This window comes from Candidatus Accumulibacter sp. ACC012, assembly GCF_907163155.1.
Taxonomy (GTDB): Bacteria; Pseudomonadota; Gammaproteobacteria; order Burkholderiales; family Rhodocyclaceae; genus Accumulibacter; species Accumulibacter delftensis.
This window is the reverse complement of sequence record NZ_CAJQUC010000003.1, coordinates 478,955-499,262: the sequence shown is the minus strand read 5'-3', so window position 1 is coordinate 499,262 and position 20,308 is coordinate 478,955. Positions and strand designations below refer to the sequence as shown.

General features: G+C 62.9%; 11 protein-coding genes (1 of these 11 only partly in view). 5 read left to right on the top strand and 6 right to left on the bottom strand.

Features of this window, described 5'->3' with window-relative positions:
* Positions 1-26 precede the first annotated feature (26 nt).
* The 3 genes from QZ648_RS05510 to QZ648_RS05500 form a co-directional block, all read right to left on the bottom strand.
* Positions 27-674, bottom strand: a complete 648-nt coding sequence (locus QZ648_RS05510; RefSeq protein WP_291996547.1) for a TetR/AcrR family transcriptional regulator — start codon at positions 672-674, stop codon at positions 27-29.
* Between the two features lie 103 nt (positions 675-777).
* Positions 778-1,995 carry a patatin-like phospholipase family protein gene (locus tag QZ648_RS05505; protein ID WP_169068163.1) on the bottom strand — a complete coding sequence of 406 codons (1,218 nt, stop codon included), beginning with the start codon at positions 1,993-1,995 and terminating at the stop codon, positions 778-780.
* 210 nt (positions 1,996-2,205) lie between these two features.
* Positions 2,206-2,787 carry a phasin family protein gene (locus tag QZ648_RS05500; RefSeq protein ID WP_291996357.1) on the bottom strand — a complete coding sequence of 194 codons (582 nt, stop codon included), beginning with the start codon at positions 2,785-2,787 and terminating at the stop codon, positions 2,206-2,208.
* 166 nt (positions 2,788-2,953) lie between these two features.
* On the opposite strand from QZ648_RS05500, the gene QZ648_RS05495 reads away from it, so the two are divergent.
* The 5 genes from QZ648_RS05495 (at position 2,954) to pnp (ending at position 9,391) form a co-directional block, all read left to right on the top strand.
* The gene (locus QZ648_RS05495; RefSeq protein WP_291996356.1) at positions 2,954-4,939 is read left to right on the top strand and encodes an SDR family oxidoreductase; all 1,986 of its coding nucleotides are present in this window, start codon (positions 2,954-2,956) and stop codon (positions 4,937-4,939) included.
* A gap of 157 nt (positions 4,940-5,096) precedes the next feature.
* On the top strand, positions 5,097-5,567 hold the full coding sequence (locus QZ648_RS05490; protein ID WP_291996355.1) for a ProQ/FINO family protein: 471 nt from the start codon (positions 5,097-5,099) through the stop codon (positions 5,565-5,567).
* Positions 5,568-5,873: 306 nt separating this feature from the next.
* Positions 5,874-6,488: a PEP-CTERM sorting domain-containing protein gene (locus tag QZ648_RS05485; RefSeq protein ID WP_291996354.1), complete on the top strand. Its 615-nt coding sequence runs from the start codon at positions 5,874-5,876 to the stop codon at positions 6,486-6,488.
* Between the two features lie 285 nt (positions 6,489-6,773).
* Positions 6,774-7,043 carry a 30S ribosomal protein S15 gene (gene rpsO, locus QZ648_RS05480; protein WP_291996353.1) on the top strand — a complete coding sequence of 90 codons (270 nt, stop codon included), beginning with the start codon at positions 6,774-6,776 and terminating at the stop codon, positions 7,041-7,043.
* Between the two features lie 236 nt (positions 7,044-7,279).
* Positions 7,280-9,391, top strand: a complete 2,112-nt coding sequence (gene pnp / locus QZ648_RS05475) for a polyribonucleotide nucleotidyltransferase (RefSeq protein ID WP_291996352.1) — start codon at positions 7,280-7,282, stop codon at positions 9,389-9,391.
* Between the two features lie 168 nt (positions 9,392-9,559).
* Here pnp and dksA read toward each other — a convergent pair whose 3' ends face one another.
* The 3 genes from dksA to QZ648_RS05460 form a co-directional block, all read right to left on the bottom strand.
* The gene (dksA, locus tag QZ648_RS05470; protein WP_291996351.1) at positions 9,560-9,985 is read right to left on the bottom strand and encodes an RNA polymerase-binding protein DksA; all 426 of its coding nucleotides are present in this window, start codon (positions 9,983-9,985) and stop codon (positions 9,560-9,562) included.
* 101 nt (positions 9,986-10,086) lie between these two features.
* Positions 10,087-10,851, bottom strand: coding sequence for a helix-turn-helix transcriptional regulator (locus QZ648_RS05465; RefSeq protein ID WP_291996350.1), 765 nt, complete (start codon positions 10,849-10,851; stop codon positions 10,087-10,089).
* Positions 10,852-11,005: 154 nt separating this feature from the next.
* Positions 11,006-20,308: the 3' end of a CARDB domain-containing protein gene (locus QZ648_RS05460; protein ID WP_291996349.1), read on the bottom strand. The gene runs 19,872 nt beyond the window's last position; only the last 9,303 of its 29,175 coding nucleotides appear in the window; its start codon lies off the right edge, out of view; the stop codon is at positions 11,006-11,008.

The following is a 20,308-nucleotide window of genomic DNA, read 5'->3' as shown; positions in this document are numbered from 1 at the left end:
CGTGAGAAATTTCCACCAACCTGCTGCTACGTCGTGACGTACTCACGCGACAGCTTTTCGAGCAGCATTTTCGATTCGTCAAGCAGAAATGGTGAGAGCATCGCCATCACCTGATACACACCGCGCCCGATGCGACCGCCCTCGATCTTGCCGCGTGGATCGCAAGCGTACTCGAACGACAGCCAGTAGCTGGCGATCACCGCCACGTTCGTCGCCAGAGCCCGTAGTTCCAGAGTTGTCGCACGCATGGCACCCGTCGCTACCAGGCCCTCGCAGAGATTGGTTGCGGTATGCACTTTGTGCGCCATGATCTGCTTGAAATGGATCTCGAGCAGGCGATTGCGGGTCAGCAGATCGTTCAGATCACGGTAGAAGAAGCGATACTTCCAGATCGTTTCGAAGAGCAGGTGCAGAAACAGCCAGATATCTTCCACATCGGCCAGGCGCCGCGTCGGCGCGGCAAGCGTTTCCTCGATCTCGCGCTCGAAGACGACGAAAATCTCCTCGATGATCTCGTCCTTGTTGTGGAAGTGATAATAGAGGTTGCCGGGACTGATGTTCATCTCGTCGGCAATGACCGTCGTCGTCACGTTCGGCTCGCCAAAGTCGTTGAACAAGCGCAGGCTGGTCTCGACGATTCTCTCGCGAGTACGCCTCTTCGGCTTTTTTTCCATCCGTCCCCCATCGTGAGCCAGATTGTCGACGCGGGTCAGGATAGCACCGCTGGCAAGCGCAGGGAATGCCACTCGCCGTGTTCCCGAGAGCGGGAGAACGGGGTCACGCCTTTTGCGCCTGCAACCACCGTTCCAGGTCAGCCAGGGACGAATCGAGCGCGCTGGCGCTGCTCGCCAGATCCGGACGGCGCTTGCGTGACAGGAGAGAGCGCGTGTGATCCTTGAGCACACCGAGATTCAACTGGAAGCCATGGCGCGCAAGAATGGGCTGCAGTTCGTGGCGGCGCTGATAGAGGTCCTTGCGGGTCCGCTGATAGGCATGCTCACAAAGGCGACTACGGCCACGATAGCTGAAGACATTGGTAAAGAACATGTCCGCATCGTCGCGTGTCGGTTCGAAGAGCAGCACATCGGCCCCTGCGAACTCGAGCCGGTAGCGGTCCATGCCGGTGCGCATTCGCGAGTGGATGATGGCGCGAAAAGTCTGTGCCAGGACGACCGGCAAACCGCCCTCGACGAGATGTGTGGGCGCCGACGTCGAACGTTCGTGCGCCGGTCGCCGAGCCGCTAGCCGAGAATCAAAAGGGACCAGCGGGTTGACACAAATCACCAGATCGGCGCCTTCGTGCAGCGCAACGGAAGCGTGCAGAGTCTTGATCAAGGCGCCATCGACAAAATAGCGCTCGCCGATCCTGACCGGTGGGAACAAACCCGGCAAAGCCGCACTTGCCTGCACGGCGACGGAAATCGGCACGTCGTCATACCCTGCCGAGCCGAAGGCTACCGACTCACCCGTATCGAGATCGGTTGCCACCAGAAAAAGCTGGTGCTTCAACTGGCGAAAATCGTTGCTTCGCCCACCCGTCGAAAAAAGCTTGCAGAGCAGCTTGTCGATTCCCGCATTGTTGAAAACGCCGGTCGGAATGGCATGGCTGAGGCCCTGGAAAGCCTCCACCAGACGAAGATGCCAAGGGTCGGACAGATACTGCCGCAAGGATGACCAGAAGATAGCCGGCACCGACATGGCGCGCCGGATGTATTCACCAAAAGCCGGCCGTAACAGCATGCCGGGGTCGAACACTTCGTTGTTGTCGTTCTCGACGAGCATCCTGGCCAGGGCCGCAGGCCCCAAGCCGTTGGCGACCGCAGCGGAAAGCAGGGCTCCAGAACTGACACCGACGTAGATGTCGAACGCGTTGAAATCGACGCCGTCGAGCGCCTCGGACAAGGCGACCATTGCGCCCACTTCGTAGATTCCACCCACCGGACCGCCGCCGGCGAGCGCCAGCGCGATCTTTGCAGGCCTGCTTGTCGCAGTCATGGAATAGCCCTTTTACTTGAGAAAGCGCGGTCAGAGGCAGCGCCGAAAGGCCAGCCGATGATCCGCGAGGCACGCCGACAGGGTGCACAAGGCGAGACCCGCCCTCCCGTATTGAGCCTGCTGCGCCCCAGAAAACCTTGCGCGCAGCTTACGGAGCCAGAAGTCGTTCAGAGTCGTTCAGAAACCTGGCACCGCAAGCTGGCGACCAGATTACTCGGCGCCACTCTTGGGAAGCGTATTCAGCACGTCGGCAGGCGTTACCGGCACCGCCGGCTTGGCTGTCGCTGCTTTCCGTACCGCAGGCTTGCGGACAGCGGGCTTGGCGGCGGCGGTAACCGCTTGTGCAACGCTCGCAGCCGGCCGAGTGGCCGACTTGACCGTGGTCCTGGGACTGGCCGGCTTGGCGGCAGGCTTCCCTTCCGTCAGCGCCTGCACGGCAGCGCTCAGATCAACGACGCGTTTGGACAACTTGTCGATATCCTGCTTACTCGGCACGCCGAGGCTTCCCAGGGCGCGCGCCACGCGATCCTCGAAAACCTGCTCAAGGCGATCCCAGGTCCCGGTTGCCTTGCCGGCCACATCGGCGATCTTTTCATCGGTCATCTTGCGCGTCTTGGCCTGAATGGTCTCGCCTTCCTTGACCAGCGCGTCGAACACCTTGCCGCCCTCTTCCTGTGCCTTGGCAAAGGCGCCAAGACCCGCCAGCCAGATTTGCTGGGCAGACTCCTTGACCGTCGATGCCAGTTGGTTCTCGTTGACGTCACCCGCCAGTTCTTTGAGTTTCTTGCCCATCTTTATCTCCTTGAAGGTACTAATCAAAAGGTGACAAGCTTTTTCGCTTGCCCTGGAAACCAAGTCTAGTGACAATATCTAGAGGACGCACACTAAAGGCCTGGGTTGCAAGCTCTAGCGACTGATAGTCTAGGCAAGAAAATGACATGAATTTCGGGAGACAGCAATGAATTACTTCGTCACGGGGGCCACTGGGTTCATCGGCAAGCGGCTGATCACCAAGCTACTGGCCCGCCCAGACGCGGTCGTCTATTTCCTGGTGCGCAGCGTCGAAGCCGACCGGATCCAGGAACTTTACGAGTTCTGGAAGAGCGACGAAAAGTGCGTCATCCCCATCGTCGGCGACCTGACACAAGCCAAGCTGGGGATCTCGAAAACCGATATTCGCAAGCTGAAAGGCAAGGTCGATCACTTCTTCCATCTGGCCGCCGTCTACGACCTCAAGGCCAGCGCCGAGGAGCAACAGCGGGCCAATGTCGACGGCACACGCAACACGGTGCAGCTGGCGGAGGAAATCGCCGCCAAGCACTTCCACCTCGCCAGCTCGATCGCCGCCGCCGGACTCTTCGAAGGCTTGTTTCGCGAAGACATGTTCGACGAAGCCGAGAACCTGGAGAATCCCTACTTTCGCACCAAACACGATTCCGAGGCCATCGTTCGTCAGGAATGCAAGATCCCGTGGCGCGTCTTCCGTCCGGCGATCGTTGTTGGCGACTCGCGTACCGGCGAGATGGACAAGATCGACGGCCCCTATTACTTCTTCAAGCTGATCCAGAAGATCCGCAAGACCTTCCCGGCGTGGATGCCGACCATCGGCATCGAGGGCGGGCGCATCAACGTCGTACCGGTCGACTTCGTGGTCGCCGCGATGGACCACATTGCGCACCTCAAGGGCGAAGATGGTCAGTGCTTCCACCTCACGGATCCGACGCCAATGCGCGTTGGCGACCTGCTCAATACCATTGCTCGCGCGGCGCACGCACCGGAAATGGCAATGCGCATCAACGCCGCACTGCTCGGTTTCATCCCGCGCTCGGTGCGCAAGGCGATGTTCTCGCTGACGCCCGTTCGACGTATTCGCAACGCAGTGATGAAGGACCTCGGCCTGCCTGACGACATCCTCGACTTCGTCAATTACCCGACCCGCTTCGATTGCCGCGAAACACAGCGCGCACTCAAAGGTACCGGCATTGCCGTACCAGCGTTCGATAGCTACGCCTGGCGCCTGTGGGACTACTGGGAACGTCACCTTGACCCCGACCTGTTCATCGATCGCACCTTGCGCGGCAATATTGAGGGCAAAGTGGTACTGGTCACCGGCGGTTCGTCCGGAATCGGCAGGGCCGCCATCCGCAAGATGGCCGAGGCCGGCGCGATAGCGGTCACCATTGCCCGCGATCAGCAGACCCTTGACGAAACCCGCGCGGAGTTCGAGGCCGCTGGCCTGCAACTGATCACCTACGCCGTCGACATCGCCAACAAGGAACAATGTGACGCACTCGTGAAAGCCCTCAACGAGGAGCACGGCGGCGTCGACATCCTGGTCAACAACGCCGGACGCTCGATTCGCCGCGGCATCGAGAACTCCTTCGATCGCTTCCACGATTTCGAACGGACGATGGAAGTGAACTATTTCGGCGCGCTGCGGCTGACCATGGGCCTACTTCCCGGAATGCTGACCAAGCGCAAGGGGCAGGTGATCAACATCTCGTCCATCGGCGTCCTCACCAACGCCCCACGCTTCTCGGCCTATGTCGCCTCGAAAGCGGCGATGGACGCCTGGGCGCGCTGCGCAGCCTCCGAGTTTACCGACCGTGGTATCGAATTCACGACCATCAACATGCCCTTGGTGCGCACGCCAATGATCGCGCCAACCAAGATCTACGAACAGGTCCCGACACTGTCACCCGAAGAAGCCGCCGACCTGATCGTCGAAGCGATCATCCACAAACCGGTGCGTATCGCCACCCGTCTGGGAATCTTCGGCGCCTTGCTGCACTCGCTGACGCCGAAAGCGGCGCAGATCATGATGAACACCAGCTTCCGCATGTTCAGCGACTCCAGCGCCGCCATGCACAAGAAAGGCGACTCGGCGCCGCAAACAGCCGACCAGATCGCCTTCTCGCAAATGATGCGCGGCATTCATTTCTGATGGTCATGACCTGGTGAGTCGCGTACGCGACTTCCCTATTGACATCGGCCAAGCCACTCTGCACAGCCCCTGGAAATCGTGATTCGCTCCCCTGCTCTCTCCGATTTCCCTTTTCCCTTTTTCGCCTTTGCGCAAAACACACCTAAGCACACCATTCATGACTACATCCACCCCTGGCCCGGAAACCAAGCCGGAAGCCTGCAGCCCACCGATAAACCCGACGGACAAACCCATTCCCAGCCAGAATGCTCGCCAGCTGCTCAAGGACTTGCAGGAAAAATTCCCCGTCTTCCGCGACAGTCAGCCGCTGGCCATCGGCATCGACAAGCAACTCATGGCGCGCCTGCCAGGCCTCGAGCGCAAACCCTTGCGTATTGCCCTGGGAATCCACACTCACTCACTGCGCTACCTGAAAGCAAGCGAAAAGGCGGCGACCCGCGTCGACCTCGACGGCCAGCCGGCGGGCGAAATCACGTCCGAACAGCGCCAGCATGCCTCGGAACTGGTCAAGGAGCGCCTCAAGAAACAGGCCGAGCAACGCAAGATGCAGCGCGAGGCGGAAGCCCAGGCTCGTCAGCACGCCGCGAAACTCGGCCAGCTGGTCGAAAAGTTCGGACGCAGCACGTGAGCACCCGGAGCAGCGCTCGGCGCTGATCAGCGCTGATCAGCGCAGGCCGGCAGCCGCCTGCAGGCTTCCTGCACAGCGACGGAGGAAGCGAGCCGCTTTCGCAGCCACGACATTGGCGGTTTTTTTACATCCGCACCACTCGCACGACCCAAGTATCAAATATTTCAGCAAGCAGCTGTTTTGTAAATCTGCGCTTAATTTTCTATACTTCATGCATAGAGGGCATACAGGCACGGTCAGGTGAGCCTGAATACTGCGAGATCGATAAAGCCAGTTTTCCTGACAAGCTCAAGAGGAGTCACAATAATGAAAAAAGTTTCGCTATTGTCGGGGGTCGTCGCTGTCGGCTTGGCAGTGCACGCTGGCGCCGCAAGTGCGGCCTTTATCGATGGGACCGTTGCCTTCTTCGACGGCTTCACTCTCTCAGCCTTGCCCAGCGCACCGACCCACTCCATTGTGAGCGGCCTGACCACGTTTGGCGTAAAAGCAGTCGCCGATACCCAAAACAGCGGGACCGGCGCTTTCGAAAAATTACCGCTCCTCGCGAATGCCTTTACCTTTGACATCACCGCCCTGCAAGAACCTTTTCAGGCTATCTTCACGACGACTGACTTCATCTTCACGCTCGTCAGTGCGACCCAGAGCTTCAACAAGCCGCTAAGCTGCGACCAGGGCCGGTGCGAGGACGCCATCGGTCTGAGCATTGCCGGCGTCGTATCCCACCCTGGTTTTGACGCTACCCCATTCGTGGGAAGCTGGACTGCCAATGGCTTCTGTGAGGGCTCTGCCGGCGAGTGCACGAACGCCGTCACCGGTGAGTGGTCCGCTGCCATCGCCACCAGCCCTGTTCCCGTTCCGGCTACGCTCGCGCTGCTGGGCATTGGACTCGCCGCCATGCTTGGCACCCGCCGCCGCTCCTGAGACCGACGCGCTGCGAAAAACCCCCGCGCCGAGGCGCGGGGGTTTTTGTGTTTCACAAGGGCCCGTGGAGCGGCAGCGCGATGAGCCGACGACGGCACTTCCCGGGATCACGGGTTCGTGCTTCAGGACTGGGGAGAGCTTGGCGAGGGTAACTGTCGCTTGCCCCCGGATTGCTCAGCCGTTAGAATCCCGAGTTCGCTTCGCCGAGCGAATCCATCCCTTCATCCATCTGGTGTCGGCTCTATCAAACTGGGGCTGCGCCGTTTTTACGAAAGAGAGTTTGACATGGCGATCACTGTTGAGCAGAAAGCTCAAATCATGACCGAGTACCAGCGTGCCGCTGGCGACTCCGGTTCTTCCGAAGTCCAGGTAGCGCTGCTTACCGCCCGCATCAACGACCTCACCGGTCACTTCAAAGAACACAAAAAAGACAACCACTCGCGCCGCGGTCTCTTGCGCATGGTCAGCCGGCGCCGCAAGTTGCTGGATTACCTCAAGCGCACCAACGCTGATTCCTACCGCAACCTGCTGCAACGCCTCGGCCTGCGCAAATAGGCCTGCTCGCCGAACTGACCTGCGCTCAGGCGCCGGCCATTCCCAGAGCCAGCAGCGGCCAGCCCACCGGGCTGCGCCGCTGTTTTTGCTGCCGTGGCTGACCCGCAGCTGACCCGCAGCTGACCAATTGCCAGGTCAGTCGGGGCGTTGAATATTGAAGTATTGAATTGTTGAATTGTTGAATTCCCTGCCAGAGTTGTGGGCAGGCACGTAGCAGACTATTGAGAGAGGCAACCATGTTTAATATCGTCAAGAAAAGCTTCGCCTACGGCGCCCATCAGGTGACCCTGGAAACCGGCGAAATCGCCCGCCAGGCCGGTGGCGCCGTCATCGTTTCGGTGGACGACACCGTCGTCCTGGTTAGCGCGGTCGGCAACAAGACCGCCAAACCCGGGCAGGACTTCTTCCCGCTGACTGTCGATTACATCGAAAAAACCTATGCCGCCGGCAAGATCCCCGGCGGTTTCTTCAAGCGCGAGGGTCGCCCCTCCGAGAAGGAAACGCTGACCTCGCGCCTGATCGACCGGCCGCTGCGGCCGCTCTTCCCCGAAGGCTTCTACCACGAAGTCCAGATCGTCGCCATGGTGATGTCGCTGAACCCGGAAATCGACCCCGACATCCCGGCGATGATCGGCGCCTCGGCCGCGCTGGCGATCTCCGGCATCCCCTTCGACGGGCCGATCGGTGCCGCCCGCGTCGGCTACCTCAACGGTGACTATGTGCTTAACCCGGGCACCAGCCAGTTGGAAAAAAGCCAGCTCAACCTGATTGTCGCCGGGACGGAGGCCGCGGTGCTGATGGTCGAATCGGAAGCCCAGGAGTTGTCTGAAGAAGTGATGCTCGGTGCCGTGATGTTCGGACACCAGCAGCTGCAGGCGGTGATCACCGCCATCAACGAGCTGGTTGAAGAAGCCGGTAAGCCGGAATGGGACTGGTCAGCCGCGGCCCGCAACGAAGCCGTGCACGCCAAGCTCGACCAACTCGTCGAAGGCGAGCTGAAGGAAGCCTATGGGATCACCAGCAAGGGCTTGCGCAGCCAGCGCCTCAAGGAGATCACCGCCTACGCCGTCGAAGCGATGAGCGCCGATGACAACGCCCCCGACGCCAGCGCCGTCCGCCGGATGGTTTCCGACGCCGAAGCGCGCATCGTACGTGGCCGCATCCTTGCCGGTGAGCCGCGCATCGACGGTCGCGACACGCGCACAGTCAGGCCGATCGCCATCCGTTCCGGCGTACTGCCACGTGCGCACGGCTCGTCCTTGTTCACGCGCGGCGAAACGCAGGCCATCGTCGTCGCCACCCTGGGTACCGGTCGTGACGAACAGATCATCGACGCGCTGGCCGGCGAGTATCGCGAGCGCTTCATGATGCACTACAACTTCCCGCCCTACGCGACCGGTGAATGCGGCCGCGTCGGCACGCCGAAGCGTCGTGAGATCGGCCATGGCCGCCTGGCCAAGCGTGCCATCCTCGCCGTGCTGCCGTCGCCGGCAGACTTCTCGTACACCATCCGCGTCGTCTCCGAAATCACCGAGTCGAACGGATCGAGCTCGATGGCCTCGGTCTGCGGCGCCTCGCTGGCACTGATGGACGCGGGCGTACCGCTCAAGGCACACGTCGCCGGCATCGCCATGGGCCTGATCAAGGAGGGCAATCGGGTCGCCGTCCTGACCGACATCCTCGGCGATGAGGATCACCTTGGCGACATGGATTTCAAGGTCGCGGGTACCGAAAACGGCGTCACCGCACTGCAGATGGACATCAAGATTCAGGGGATTACCCAGGAGATCATGCAGATTGCTCTGGCCCAGGCCAGCGAAGCCCGTCTGCACATTCTCAAGCAGATGCAGGACTCGATGTCCGGCCATCGCGAGGAGGTATCGACCTACGCCCCTCGCCTGTACACGATGAAGATCAATCCGGAGAAAATCCGCGACGTGATTGGCAAGGGCGGCGCTGTCATTCGTGCCATCACCGAGGAAACCGGCACCACTATCGACATCAAGGACGACGGCACGATTACCATCGCCTCGGTCAGCGGCGAGGCCGCCGACGCCGCCAAGGCGCGTATCGAGTCGATCACCGCTGATGTCGAAGTCGGCAAGGTCTATGACGGCACGGTGCTGAAACTGCTCGACTTTGGCGCCATCGTCAGCATCCTGCCTGGCCGCGACGGCCTGCTGCATATTTCGCAGATTGCCAACGAACGCGTCAATGCCGTTGCCGACTACCTCAAGGAAGGCCAGAAAGTTCGCGTCAAGGTCCTCGAAGCCGATGAGAAGGGACGCGTCCGCTTGTCGATGAAGGCGCTGACCGTCGAAGAAGGCGGCGTGCCACCGGCCGCCTGATAACCCTCCATCCTCTCCGGGCAGCGGCAGTCAAGCCGCTCTTGAGGGGACAGCAAAAAGGACGCCACGGCGTCCTTTTTTGTCGCTTGGTGGGCCAAGCGTGCGACTGCGCAGCTGCCGACCGTGTGCCCCCTCGCGAAGCCCCGCAGCACGCCCCCAAGCCGCCAGCTACTTGGCCATCTGCTTCTCGCGAACTTCTTCCAGGGTCTTGCAATCGATGCACATCGTCGCCGTCGGACGCGCTTCGAGGCGCTTGATGCCAATCTCTACCCCGCAAGCGGCGCAGAAGCCATAGTCACCGCTGTTGATCAATTCCAGCGTCTCCTCGATCTTCTTGATCAGCTTGCGCTCCCGGTCGCGGTTGCGCAGTTCGATGGCGATGTCCGTCTCCTGGCTGGCGCGGTCATTGGGGTCGGCAAAGACCGTCGCCTCATCCTTCATGGTATGCACGGTACGCTCGATGTCGTCGATCAACTGGTGCTTCAGCGCCTCGAGGATGGCGCGAAAATGAGCCAGCTGACCGCTGTCCATATACTCCTCGCCCGCTTGCACCGCGTAAGGGGTGAAATGCTTGTACGTCAAGTCGTCAGCCATGTTTTCAAAGACCCTGATTTCAAAAGAGACGACTAGATATCAGAAATGCCGCTTTCTGGCAAGCCGGCAGTTCACCAGAATGCGCACTACAGCCCACAGGATCACTCAGTTACAGGCGGCACGGAGCCGCCAGAGTGCTGCTTGTAGCGTGCCCGCTGGGCCATCGCCATGGCAAACGCAGCCTGGGTGAAGCTCAGGATCTCGGTGAACTCCTCGTCACTGAGGCTGCGCGCGTCGTCGTTACTACGGTAGATATTGACGAACTGGTGCTCGCGCACCGACTGCAGCACCAGCTTGCCGACGCCGAGGTCTTCAAGGCTCTTCCACAGCTCCGGGTTGGCGGTGCGCGTCAGGCCCATGACGAAACCGACCGGGTCCTTGCGACCAAAAACCGCCGCCAGACGAAGAATCAGCTCAAAGGACACCGCCAGGCGACCATTCTCCAGCGCTTCGACCAGCGACGGGTCCTGGAGGTCGATGGCGACGCCGAGCTCAGTGATCGTCAGGCCCGCGCTCTCACGCAGCTTGCGCACCGCAGCGCCGGTCCTGGCCCAGGCGGCAGAATCAGCCGCACTCGGCAGAAGCACGCGCAAGACCTCAGTAGCGGCTTCCATGGCCTGCCCGTCCAGGAGCGCTCGCGAGACCTTTCCCGCTGCTTCCAGCGTCCGCCCGGCAACGCCGGCCGCCGAGCTGACGGCGAGCAGCCTGTCAGCCACGGCACGCACCTGACCGACCAGACCGGTCGCGCCGGACGCGACCACAGCCGGCGTCGCCACTGTCTTTGCTGACGCCGGCGTTTTCTTCCTCGTGCGCCTGGCAGGAGCTTCTGCCTTGGCTTTTGGCGCTGAAGCGGGCGGGCTGTTCATCGACAATTCTCTCCAGAGTCGGGGCGAAAGCACGGACTACGCTGGCCCTTGGCCAAGCTCATAAAACAGCTGACGATCAGCGAACGACCAGGCCCAGCCTGAAGGTCATCGCCACACTATAAACCTGAAGACCATCAGCGGCCATTTTCTGCGCTTAGCGACCCTTTGTCTGCGACCTCCGCGTTCTTGGACTACGCCGAGACACCGTCGGCCCGAAGGGAAAAAGTGGCAGCGCCAACATCAAGCGCTCCAGTGCCCCGCGGCTTTCCCGGTTTTCGTCGCTTTCTAGATCCTTGTTGGCGTCCTGCGCGTCCTCCAGAGAAAGCTCCTGCGCATCTTCCGGCCGAATCACTGGCTTGCCGCTCGGCACACCCTGGCGAGCGCGATTCGGCGAACCCTCCTGCGCAGAGTCCGGCAGATCGTCCAGGAGTTCTTCAGGTAGAGGCAGAAGCTGGCCTGGCGGCTCCACATTCACCCTCACTCTCACCCGCAGGTCATGGTTCGGATCATGCGATTTCCTCGCCATATTGGTCACGAAGGACTTCCGCCAGTCGTCAGCCGCGCCGCGCGCATGGCCCACCGGGAAGCGGAAGCCAGCCGGCCGCGGACGAAAGTCGATCTGCGGCAGCGCCCGGGCGGCGTCGTCGGCCGCTGGCCGCAGCTGCTCGGCGAGCAAGGTCGGCGGCAAGCTGCCAAGCGTGCTCAGAGAGAACGGCAGATCGATGGCGCGTGGCTGTGGCGCGGACCCTGCGCTGCCAGCAAGCGAAGCGTAGGCGTTGGTCACACCGCTGGCGAAGACATCGAAACCGTCGAAACCGGCGAAGGTATCAAGAATGTCATTGAAACGCACCGCCAAGCCATTGCCGTCGGCACTGGAAGGCATCACCGGCAGCGCTCTCCCAAGCACCGTAAGCGGTAGTGGATCAAGCAGGTAACTACCATCCTCGTCGGTCGCCGTGGCGCGAATCTGCAACGCGCCCGTCACGCCGCTATAGCGATGCTCAAGCTGACGCGGCTGGCCCGCATAGTCGATGACCTGCCCGTCGCCCCAGTCGATTCGCCAGTTGCTGATGCTGTCGTGACCCGGGTCGCTGCTGCTCAGCACAAGCTTGTACACCTCGCCGACGACGATCGACGGCGATCCGGAAAGACGCAAGGTCGGTGCGACGTTGAGCACCTTCGCCGTAAAGCTGCGGTTGGCCACCTCGCCGGCCCGGTCGGTGACACGGATGCTGAAATCGTAGCTGCCGCCGTCGAGCGCCTGCCAAACAATGACCCCGCTGCTCGGGTCGATACTCGCGCCTGCCGGCGCGGCAACCAGCGAATAGCTCAGGGCGTCGCCCGGATCGACATCGCTGCCCAGCGCACTGACGGTCAAGCTCTGGCCTTCCGAGACACTGACGTCGGCCATCGCCGCCAGAGTCGGGGCGTGGTTGCCGGTGACCAGCACGTCGACCGTGCCGCGGGCGGTAGCGCCTTCGCTATCGGCCAGCAGGTAGCTGAAGCGGTCGGCACCGAAACCGTTGGCCACCGGCGTATAGCGTAGCTTGCCGTTCTCGATGAGCACCCCGCCGCGCGCTTCCCCACCGACACTGATCAGCGTCAAGGCCTGATGCTCGGCGTCGGTGTCGTTGGCCAGGACGTCGATCAGCAGCGACCCGCGCACATCGACGCTGGCGCTGTCGGCAACGGCGACCGGCGCGTCATTGACCGGCGTCACGCTGATCGTCGTCTCGCCGCTCACCGAGCGCTGGCCATCGCTGACGCGGTAGCTGAAGCGACCGACCACATCGCCGCCCTTGTACTCGACGGGTGGCAGATACTTCAAGCCGAGTAGTTGCAGGCTGCTCAGGGTGTCGTTTGCACCGACTGCGCTACCGTCGGCATATTGAACGACGCCCAGCGTCGGCAGGGCGGTGACGACGATGCTCAATACGGCACTGTCGACGTCGCTCGGCGCGCTCAGGCCGAGCGCCACCGCGGCGCCCTCTTCGCTGGCGCTGATTGCGCTGCTGCTGGCGAGCGGCGCGTAGTTGCTCGGGGTCACGGTGATCGTTGTCTGGCCGATCACCGAACGATTCCCGTCGCTGACGCCGTAGCTGAAGCGGCTGACCGCATCCTTGCCGTCGCTTAGCGCTGGCGGCAGGTACTTCAGTCCGAGCAGCTGTGCACTGCTCAGCGTGTCGTTGGCACCGACAGTGCTGCCGTCGGCGTACTGAACGACGCCCAGCGTCGGCAAGGCGCTGACAACGATCGTCAGCAGCGGGCTATCGACGTCGCTCGGTGCGCTCAAACCGAGAGCCACGGCGGCGGCGCCGTCGGCGGTGGTGATCGCGCTGCTGCTGACGAGCGGCGCATCATTAACCGGCGTCACGACAATCGTCGTCGCGCCGCTCGCCGTGCGGCTGCCGTCGCTGACGCGGTAACTGAAGCGACCGACGGCATCGCTGCCGTTGTACTCGGCCGGTGGCAGATACTTCAAGCCAAGCAGCTGTGCACTGCTCAGGGTAGCGGTGTCGCCAAGCGCGCTGCCATCGGCGTATTGCAGCTCGCCAATGGTCGGCAAAGCGCTGACGACGATGCTCAGCGCGCTGCTATCAACGTCGGTCGGCGCGCTCAGCCCAAGCGCCACGGCGGCGCCCTCTTCGCTGGCGACGATCGCGCTGCTGCTGGCGAGCGGCGCGTCGTTGACCGCCGTCAGCGTGATCACTGTCTCACCGCTGACCGTGCTGACGCCATCGCTGACGCTGTAGGAGAAGCGGCCGACGGCATCGCTGGCCTTGTATTCGGCCGGTGGCAGATACTTCAAGCCGAGCAGCTGGGCGCTGCTCAGCGAGTCCCCGACGCCGACCGTGCTGCCGTCCGCGTACTGCACCTCGCCAATCGTCGGCAGAGTGCTGACCAGGATCGACAGCAGCGGACTATCGACGTCGGTCGGCGCGCTCAGACCGAGCGCCACCGCCGCGCCCTCTTCGCTGGCGGCAATCGCGCGGCTGCTGGCGACCGGCGGCAGATTGCCGCTGTCAGCGGCGCTCACGATGTTGACGTTGTCGATCCGCAGCCGACTCGCCGCGCCGGAAAAACCGAGCAGGTCGAAGTAGAGCGTCAGCACGGTGCCGGCGGCGATACCGCTGAGGTCGATGCTGACGGTCACCGGCTGATCAACCGCTAGCGTGCCGCCGTTGCGGTCGCTAAGGCCGCTGGCGCTGACCGACGCCGCGGCAAACACCTTGCCGCCGGCCTGCAGGTTGAACAGCGCGTCGCTGTTGGCCACCGGGATGCTTCCGGCGACGGCGTTGCCGGCCATATCGAGCAGCGCCACCTCGAAGGCGTCGGACGGACCGCCGTCATTGGCGACAAAATCGGCGCCGAGCAGTTCGAAACGCAGCAACTGCGCCTGCTCAGGAACGGTGAAGGTCTGTACCAGCCGCGACGCCAGCCGCGGGTCCTCGCCGAGAACGCCCTGGCCGTTGGCGACGCCAGCCTGACCGACAGCCATCCAGCCGTAATCGGTCGCCGTCACGTCGGCAACGTCGAAAGCGCCATTGACGATACCGGCATGGACCTCACCGTTGAGCAGCAGCGATTGCGAAATCACGTCGGCTGTTGCCGCGCCCTGCATGCCGACGAAAGCCAGCAAGGCGGTGAGTGGATCGGCTTCGGGGTCGCCGTCACCGGCGCCGGGAGCCAAGGCCAGAGCAATGCGGGTGGGGCGGTTCGAGGCATCGAGCGCGTCGAGGTCCAGATACCAGGTCGCCAGGGCGTTGGTGCCGGCCAGCGACACCGTCGTCTCGGGATTGTCCATCGCCAGGTGCAGCGCTTCGCGTTGGCGATCGGCGACGGTGATCGTGTTGGCGGTGGACATGAAGTTGTCGCCGCCATTGCGCGGCACCGACTGGAAGGGGCTGTAGATGTACTCGTCGAACAGGCCGAGGTTGTGCGCCAGTTCGTGGCCGACCACCCAGCCGAAAGACTCGCCGACATCCTGGCGCGTGTCGCCGACGTTCAAATAGGCACGCAGGATGCCATCGACGACCAAAGTCATCGGCTTACCGCCAGCCATCGCACCGCTACGCAGCGGATTGACCACCTGCGAGAGCAGGAAGCGCTTGGCAGGAATCGAAATGTCGTCGCGCAGGAGCTTGCCGCCGAAGCTTCCGGCCCCGCCGCCGGCTTCGGTGAGATTGCTCTCGAAGCTGCTGTAGGCAAAGTCGATCCCGGCGAAGCTGCGCGACTCGTTGTCGGCGACGTCGAGCCACGGCCGGTTGATCATCACGATCGGATTGAGACCAATTTCGCCGTAGGCGAACTCGCTCCGCTCGATACTGGGCAGGTAGATCGACGCCGGGTACACCGGCCCCAGGGCAGCCGGATCCTTGCCGAAGACATTGTGGAAACCGGTCAGCACCTCGGCCCATTCGGCGTCGGTGATCAGCGGCGAGAACAGGCTGACGAAAGTGCCGTAGTTGCCGGTGGCGAAACCGTTCGCGTCGTGCACCGGCGTCGTCGGGTCGGCGAGCCACTGCTCGTATTCGGTACGAATCGCCTGCACCATGGTGCGCAGGGTCGACAGCGAAACGCCGACGGTCTGCTTCTCGACCGCGCGCGCCGAGACCCTGATCTGGCCCAGATTGCGGCCACCCTCCTCGACCTGATAATCGGCAAAGTCGTCGATCGCACTGGGATTCACCGCCTGGTACTTGATTCCCTGCGCGATGTCGCCGCTGATCTCGACCGAGAACTGCCCGCTCGGATTCAACAGCGGCTTGACCTCTACCTGCGCGGCATTGTCGAAAGCCAGCGTTCGCGTCTTGCCGTCGAGCGTGTCCATCATCGTCCACACGCCGTCGCCCGCGTCGCCGTCGGCGAAGTCCGGCAGGTAGAAGAGGTCGACCACCTCGTCGCGGACGCTGCCGTTGCTCAGCGTAATCGTGAAGTACAAGGCGGTCTTCTCGATCGGCAGGTCGGCATCGGCGTAGGTCTTGACGAAATCGTCGCTGAACCTCGCTTTCAGGTCGAGGTGCAGGCTGTCGCCGGGATTGAGCAGCAGGTTTTCATAAAGCGGCGCGTGGGCCAGGTTGTCGTTTAGCGCCTTTTCGAAGGCGCCGTCGACGAACACCAGGAAGTCGTTCGGGTCGGTGGTCACGGTGACCGTGAACGATTCCGTGAAGCCATTGGTCAATTCGACCCACTGACTATCGAAGCCGCCCGCCGTATCGGTAAAGAAGACGCCCCGGTCGCTTTCGTCGGTCGTGCTGTCGGTAATCAGCCCGTGCGAGAACTGGACATGGTCGAGCAGGATCTCGGCGTCCGCCGAGCCGCCAGCGCTGAGCGAGAACTTCAACATCCGTTCGGCGCCCCGGAACTCGACCGGGACTTCCAGCAAGCGGTTGACGAAACCGCTCCCCTCACTGTCGACCGCGACCGCACCAAGGAAGATCCAGCTGTCCGAGTCGGGCAGGTAGCCAGACACCCGCAGCGTCTCGCCATCGCCTGCGTCGACTACCTGGACGTCGAAACTCAGGTACTCCGCCCAATCCGGGACGACCATCCGATTGTGCTGGATCCACGAATTGTCGTTGTCGAGCATCGCTGCGTGCTGGCCCTCGGTCAGCGTAACCAGTCGGTCGCCGGGAGCGTAGAGTGCCGCGAAGTTACCACCATGGAAGGACCAGCCCGGCAGATCGCCGGTGAGGTTCGTCGCCAGACCGCCCGCCGAGTATTCGAGCAGCCAGCTGCGGTTAAGCGCGCCTTCCTCGAAGTCGCCGTTGAACACCGAGGGTACCGGCAGGCCCGACGGATTGATCGTCTCGCTGTTGTCGAAGCTCACCGGGATGCGAATCGTGCTCGGCGTGCCGGCGTACGGCACGCCACCCTGCGGCGAGAACGCCCAGCCGGTGCCGATACCCTCCGACGGACCGACGCCAAGGGCAAACGACTGCGCGTTGTACCAGGGGATGCTAACGCCCTGAAACTCGATCGCTTCCTTGTCGGCCAGGCGACGGTAGACCGGCTCGCCGGCCTTGTCGAAGTTCACCGCCGACAGATCCGTGGTCGCGCCGTACCAGCGCCAGACGCGGCTGTGCGGACCGCCCGGCCTGAGCGAGCCATCGCTAAGGGCGGTCAGCGTCGCCAGCCCGTCGTCGACGGTGAAACCGGCGCGGCCGTTGAGGTTGATGCTGACATCGAAATTCGGCACAAAGCGGCCATTCGGTGTGGACACGATGCCGCCACCGAGCGGCAGAGCCGTCGGACTGGCCAGAGTCTGGTAATAGTGCTCGGCGAAATCAATGTTGCTCCAGCGCTGGACGTCCGGATCGAGGAAGTTGCCGGTCGGAATGATCTCGTTGGTCGGCAACATCCCCCATAACTGCGTCAGCGTGCCAAGCGCGCCCAGACCCAGCGCGCTGAGGCTACTGCCAAACAAGTCGATGTACTCGCCAACGGGAATGTCGAGGGACGGCTGATTGAAATCATGGACGTCCAGCGAGGTCATCGTCAGCCGCACGGCCTTGGCGTAAATGCCAAAACGCTGGGCGATTTCACTGTTCACCACCGTGCCACGGCTGTGACCGATCAGGTGGATCGGCGAGTCGAACAGCTTGTTGTCGCCGAGGTTGAAGTTGAGCCTGGCCAGCGCCGAATAGAGCGCGTCGGCGGCCGCCTCGCTGAAGCCGTTGGTCGGAAAATCCGACTCGTTGAACCAGTCGCTGACCAACACCACCGGCTTGCCGGCCATCGCCGGCGAGGCGAGCACCGATTCCAGATCGACGCTGGTTTCGAAAGTGGCGCCGTTATAGAAGACCAGCCAGCGGCCGGTCGTCTTCTGGTACAGCGCGGCGACGCCCTCACCGCCGGCACGGGCGATGTTCTCGGCCATTTCGATGAATGCGGCAATGCTGTCGGCGACGTTGGCCGGCGCCGTCGGCGAAAGCTGGAAGCCATGCGTCAGCAGCGTCACGCTGCTGAACGGCTGCGAAGCATCGCGGTAGGCTTCGGTCTTGAACACGCGCCAGTCGCGGGCGATCACCGTGCCCGACGGCGACACCACCTCGACGCCCCAGAAATACTGCTGGCCGGCGGTGAGCTTGAGTTTCTCGGTCAGCGCCTTGATGAAGATCAGCGATCCGTCCGCGTCGATGCTGTTCGCATCGAGCAGCGCGGACGAGAAGATCCGGTCGGCGTTCAGATCCGGCTTCCCGAGGTCGCTCGGGAAAAGGCCTTCACTGCCCCGGTAGGTGCTCACGTAGAGCCGGCTCTTGGCATTCTCGAAGCCCTTTACCAGCCATGAGAACGTCGGTAGCAGCTCACTGCTCAGTTTGCCGGGCGCCAGCAGTTCGAGCGACGCGCCGCCCTGCGCGACCAGGCCGTTGGCCTGCCCGCCGACACCGATCGGGCCGGTGAACTCCTCGCCCGGTGGCACGCCGAAGACCGGGTCCGAGTGGAAGCTGCCGGGCTTGATGATCTTGAAGTTCGAGCGGACGTTGATCGACGGCGCGAGGTCGTCGATCGGCTTGCGCTCGAGTTGCCCGGCAAAGTCCGGGTTATTGACCGCGGTAATCATCGCCTGCACGTCGAAGCCCATCACCACCCGCTGGCCGCGGTAAGCGGCGTAGAGAGTGTCGCCGTCCGGCGAGAGGACCAGATTGTCAGGCCAGGACATCGGCACCGGGCGGGTGGCCGCGACCAGAGTCGGCGCCGCACCCAGCGGGTCGCGGATGATGCCGACGTTGCCGCCCGCCGGATGGAAGGGATCGTAGTTCGGGTCGTGCGACGGATTGTCCTGAATGAAGACGTTGAAGCCCGAGACGAAGGCGTACTCGCCGTCCTTCGAGAGCACCACGGAGATCGCATTGTTGACGTCGAAGTAATCGGTGAACGAACCCAGATGCATGCCGACGGCGGTCTGCGTGTAGCTGCCGACGTCACCCTTGACGATCACCACGCCCTTGGAATCCGACAGGCGGTTGGTGTACAGCATCACGTTGGCGTCGTTGGTCGCCGACACGCCGTAGGGTTCGCCGCCCGCCAGCAGGACTTCCACGATCTCACCGTAAGTCTCGCTGCCTTCGGCCACGTCGATCACGAAGACCCGGCCATCGCCGCTGCCGCTGCCAAAGAGCATCTTTTCCGGCGCGGCGACGAACAAGCGCGTGCCGTTGGCGTTGATCGCCATGCCGCGCAGACCGGACGGTGCCGGCCCCACATCGATGGTGCGCACCAGCTTGTTGTAGCTGCCCGATGACGGATCGATGTCGAGCACGTAGATTCGCCCGGCGACCTCGTCCGAAACGTAGGCCTTGTTGCCATTCTTGCTGACCGCGATCCAGAACGGCCTGGCACCCGGCAGCAGCTCGATATTGCTGACGCCGTTGGCCAGATTGCCATCGGCGTCGAGCTGCTGCAAGGCGACTGTATCGATGACGGCGACCGCGCTTTCGTAACGCAGCGTCGCGTAGGCGCGCGTGTTGTCGGGGCTGATCGCCACCGAGCGCGGCGCCGGGTAGTCGCCGCCGATCGGGATGCGCGCGGCCAGATACTTGCTCTGGCTGTCGATCACCAGCAACTGGTTGCCGCTGAGGCCGCCGAAGATGTAACGCGCGTCGTAGGACAGCTGCACGCGGTTGCTCTCCTTGCCGACCAACAGATCCCAGGCGCCATCGTTGCTCAGATATTGCGGCCGTCTGACAAAGACCTTGGCGGTACCGATGGCCACCGACTGCGGCACCTGTACAAAGACCTGCTCCGGGGTACTCGAGGCATCGGGATGGACCTCGTAGCGACGACCGTCGGGCGTCTCGAAGATGACGAACAGGTCGGCGATGACGCTGCCGTCCTTGGCCGAGGCGGGCGCCGACGGGTTGTCGTAAATGAAGCGATCGCCCTGGATCTCGACGAAGGGCGCCAAGAGGTCAGCGCCTGCCGCCCGAAAGAGCAGCCGCGCTTCCGAGATGAAGGGCTCGCTGGCCGGCGACGTGCTCGGGGTGTAGGGATTGACCACCTGGATGACGTAGTCGCTGACCTTGCCGGCGGCTATTTCGACGCCGAGCGTCGTCCGTTGCGGCAGACCCTGCGCCGGCACCGAAATGATCTGCAGTTCACGTGCGCCAAAAAGCGCGGTCATGATGAAACCCGAGGTCAGCGAAAAAGCCGCGCCGATGGCGGAGCCGCCGCCGAGTGACGAAAGCATCGCGAACGACGAGCCGCCGTCGTTGATCCCCGACGGGAAAGTGGCGTAGGTCCGCCCGCGCACCTGCCCGAACTCGGCTTCCCCGGCGACACCGGCAATATAGACGCCCGAGATCGCGACCCCGGCATAAGGCGGCGACGACGTACGCGCCATGCCGTCCTCGCCGACGATGCCGGTCTCCTCCTGCAGCCAGACCGGCAGCAGCGTCCCCTCGGGGGTCGGTATTTCCGCGTAGCGCATGAAGACCACCGTCGTGCCGGCCGCCAG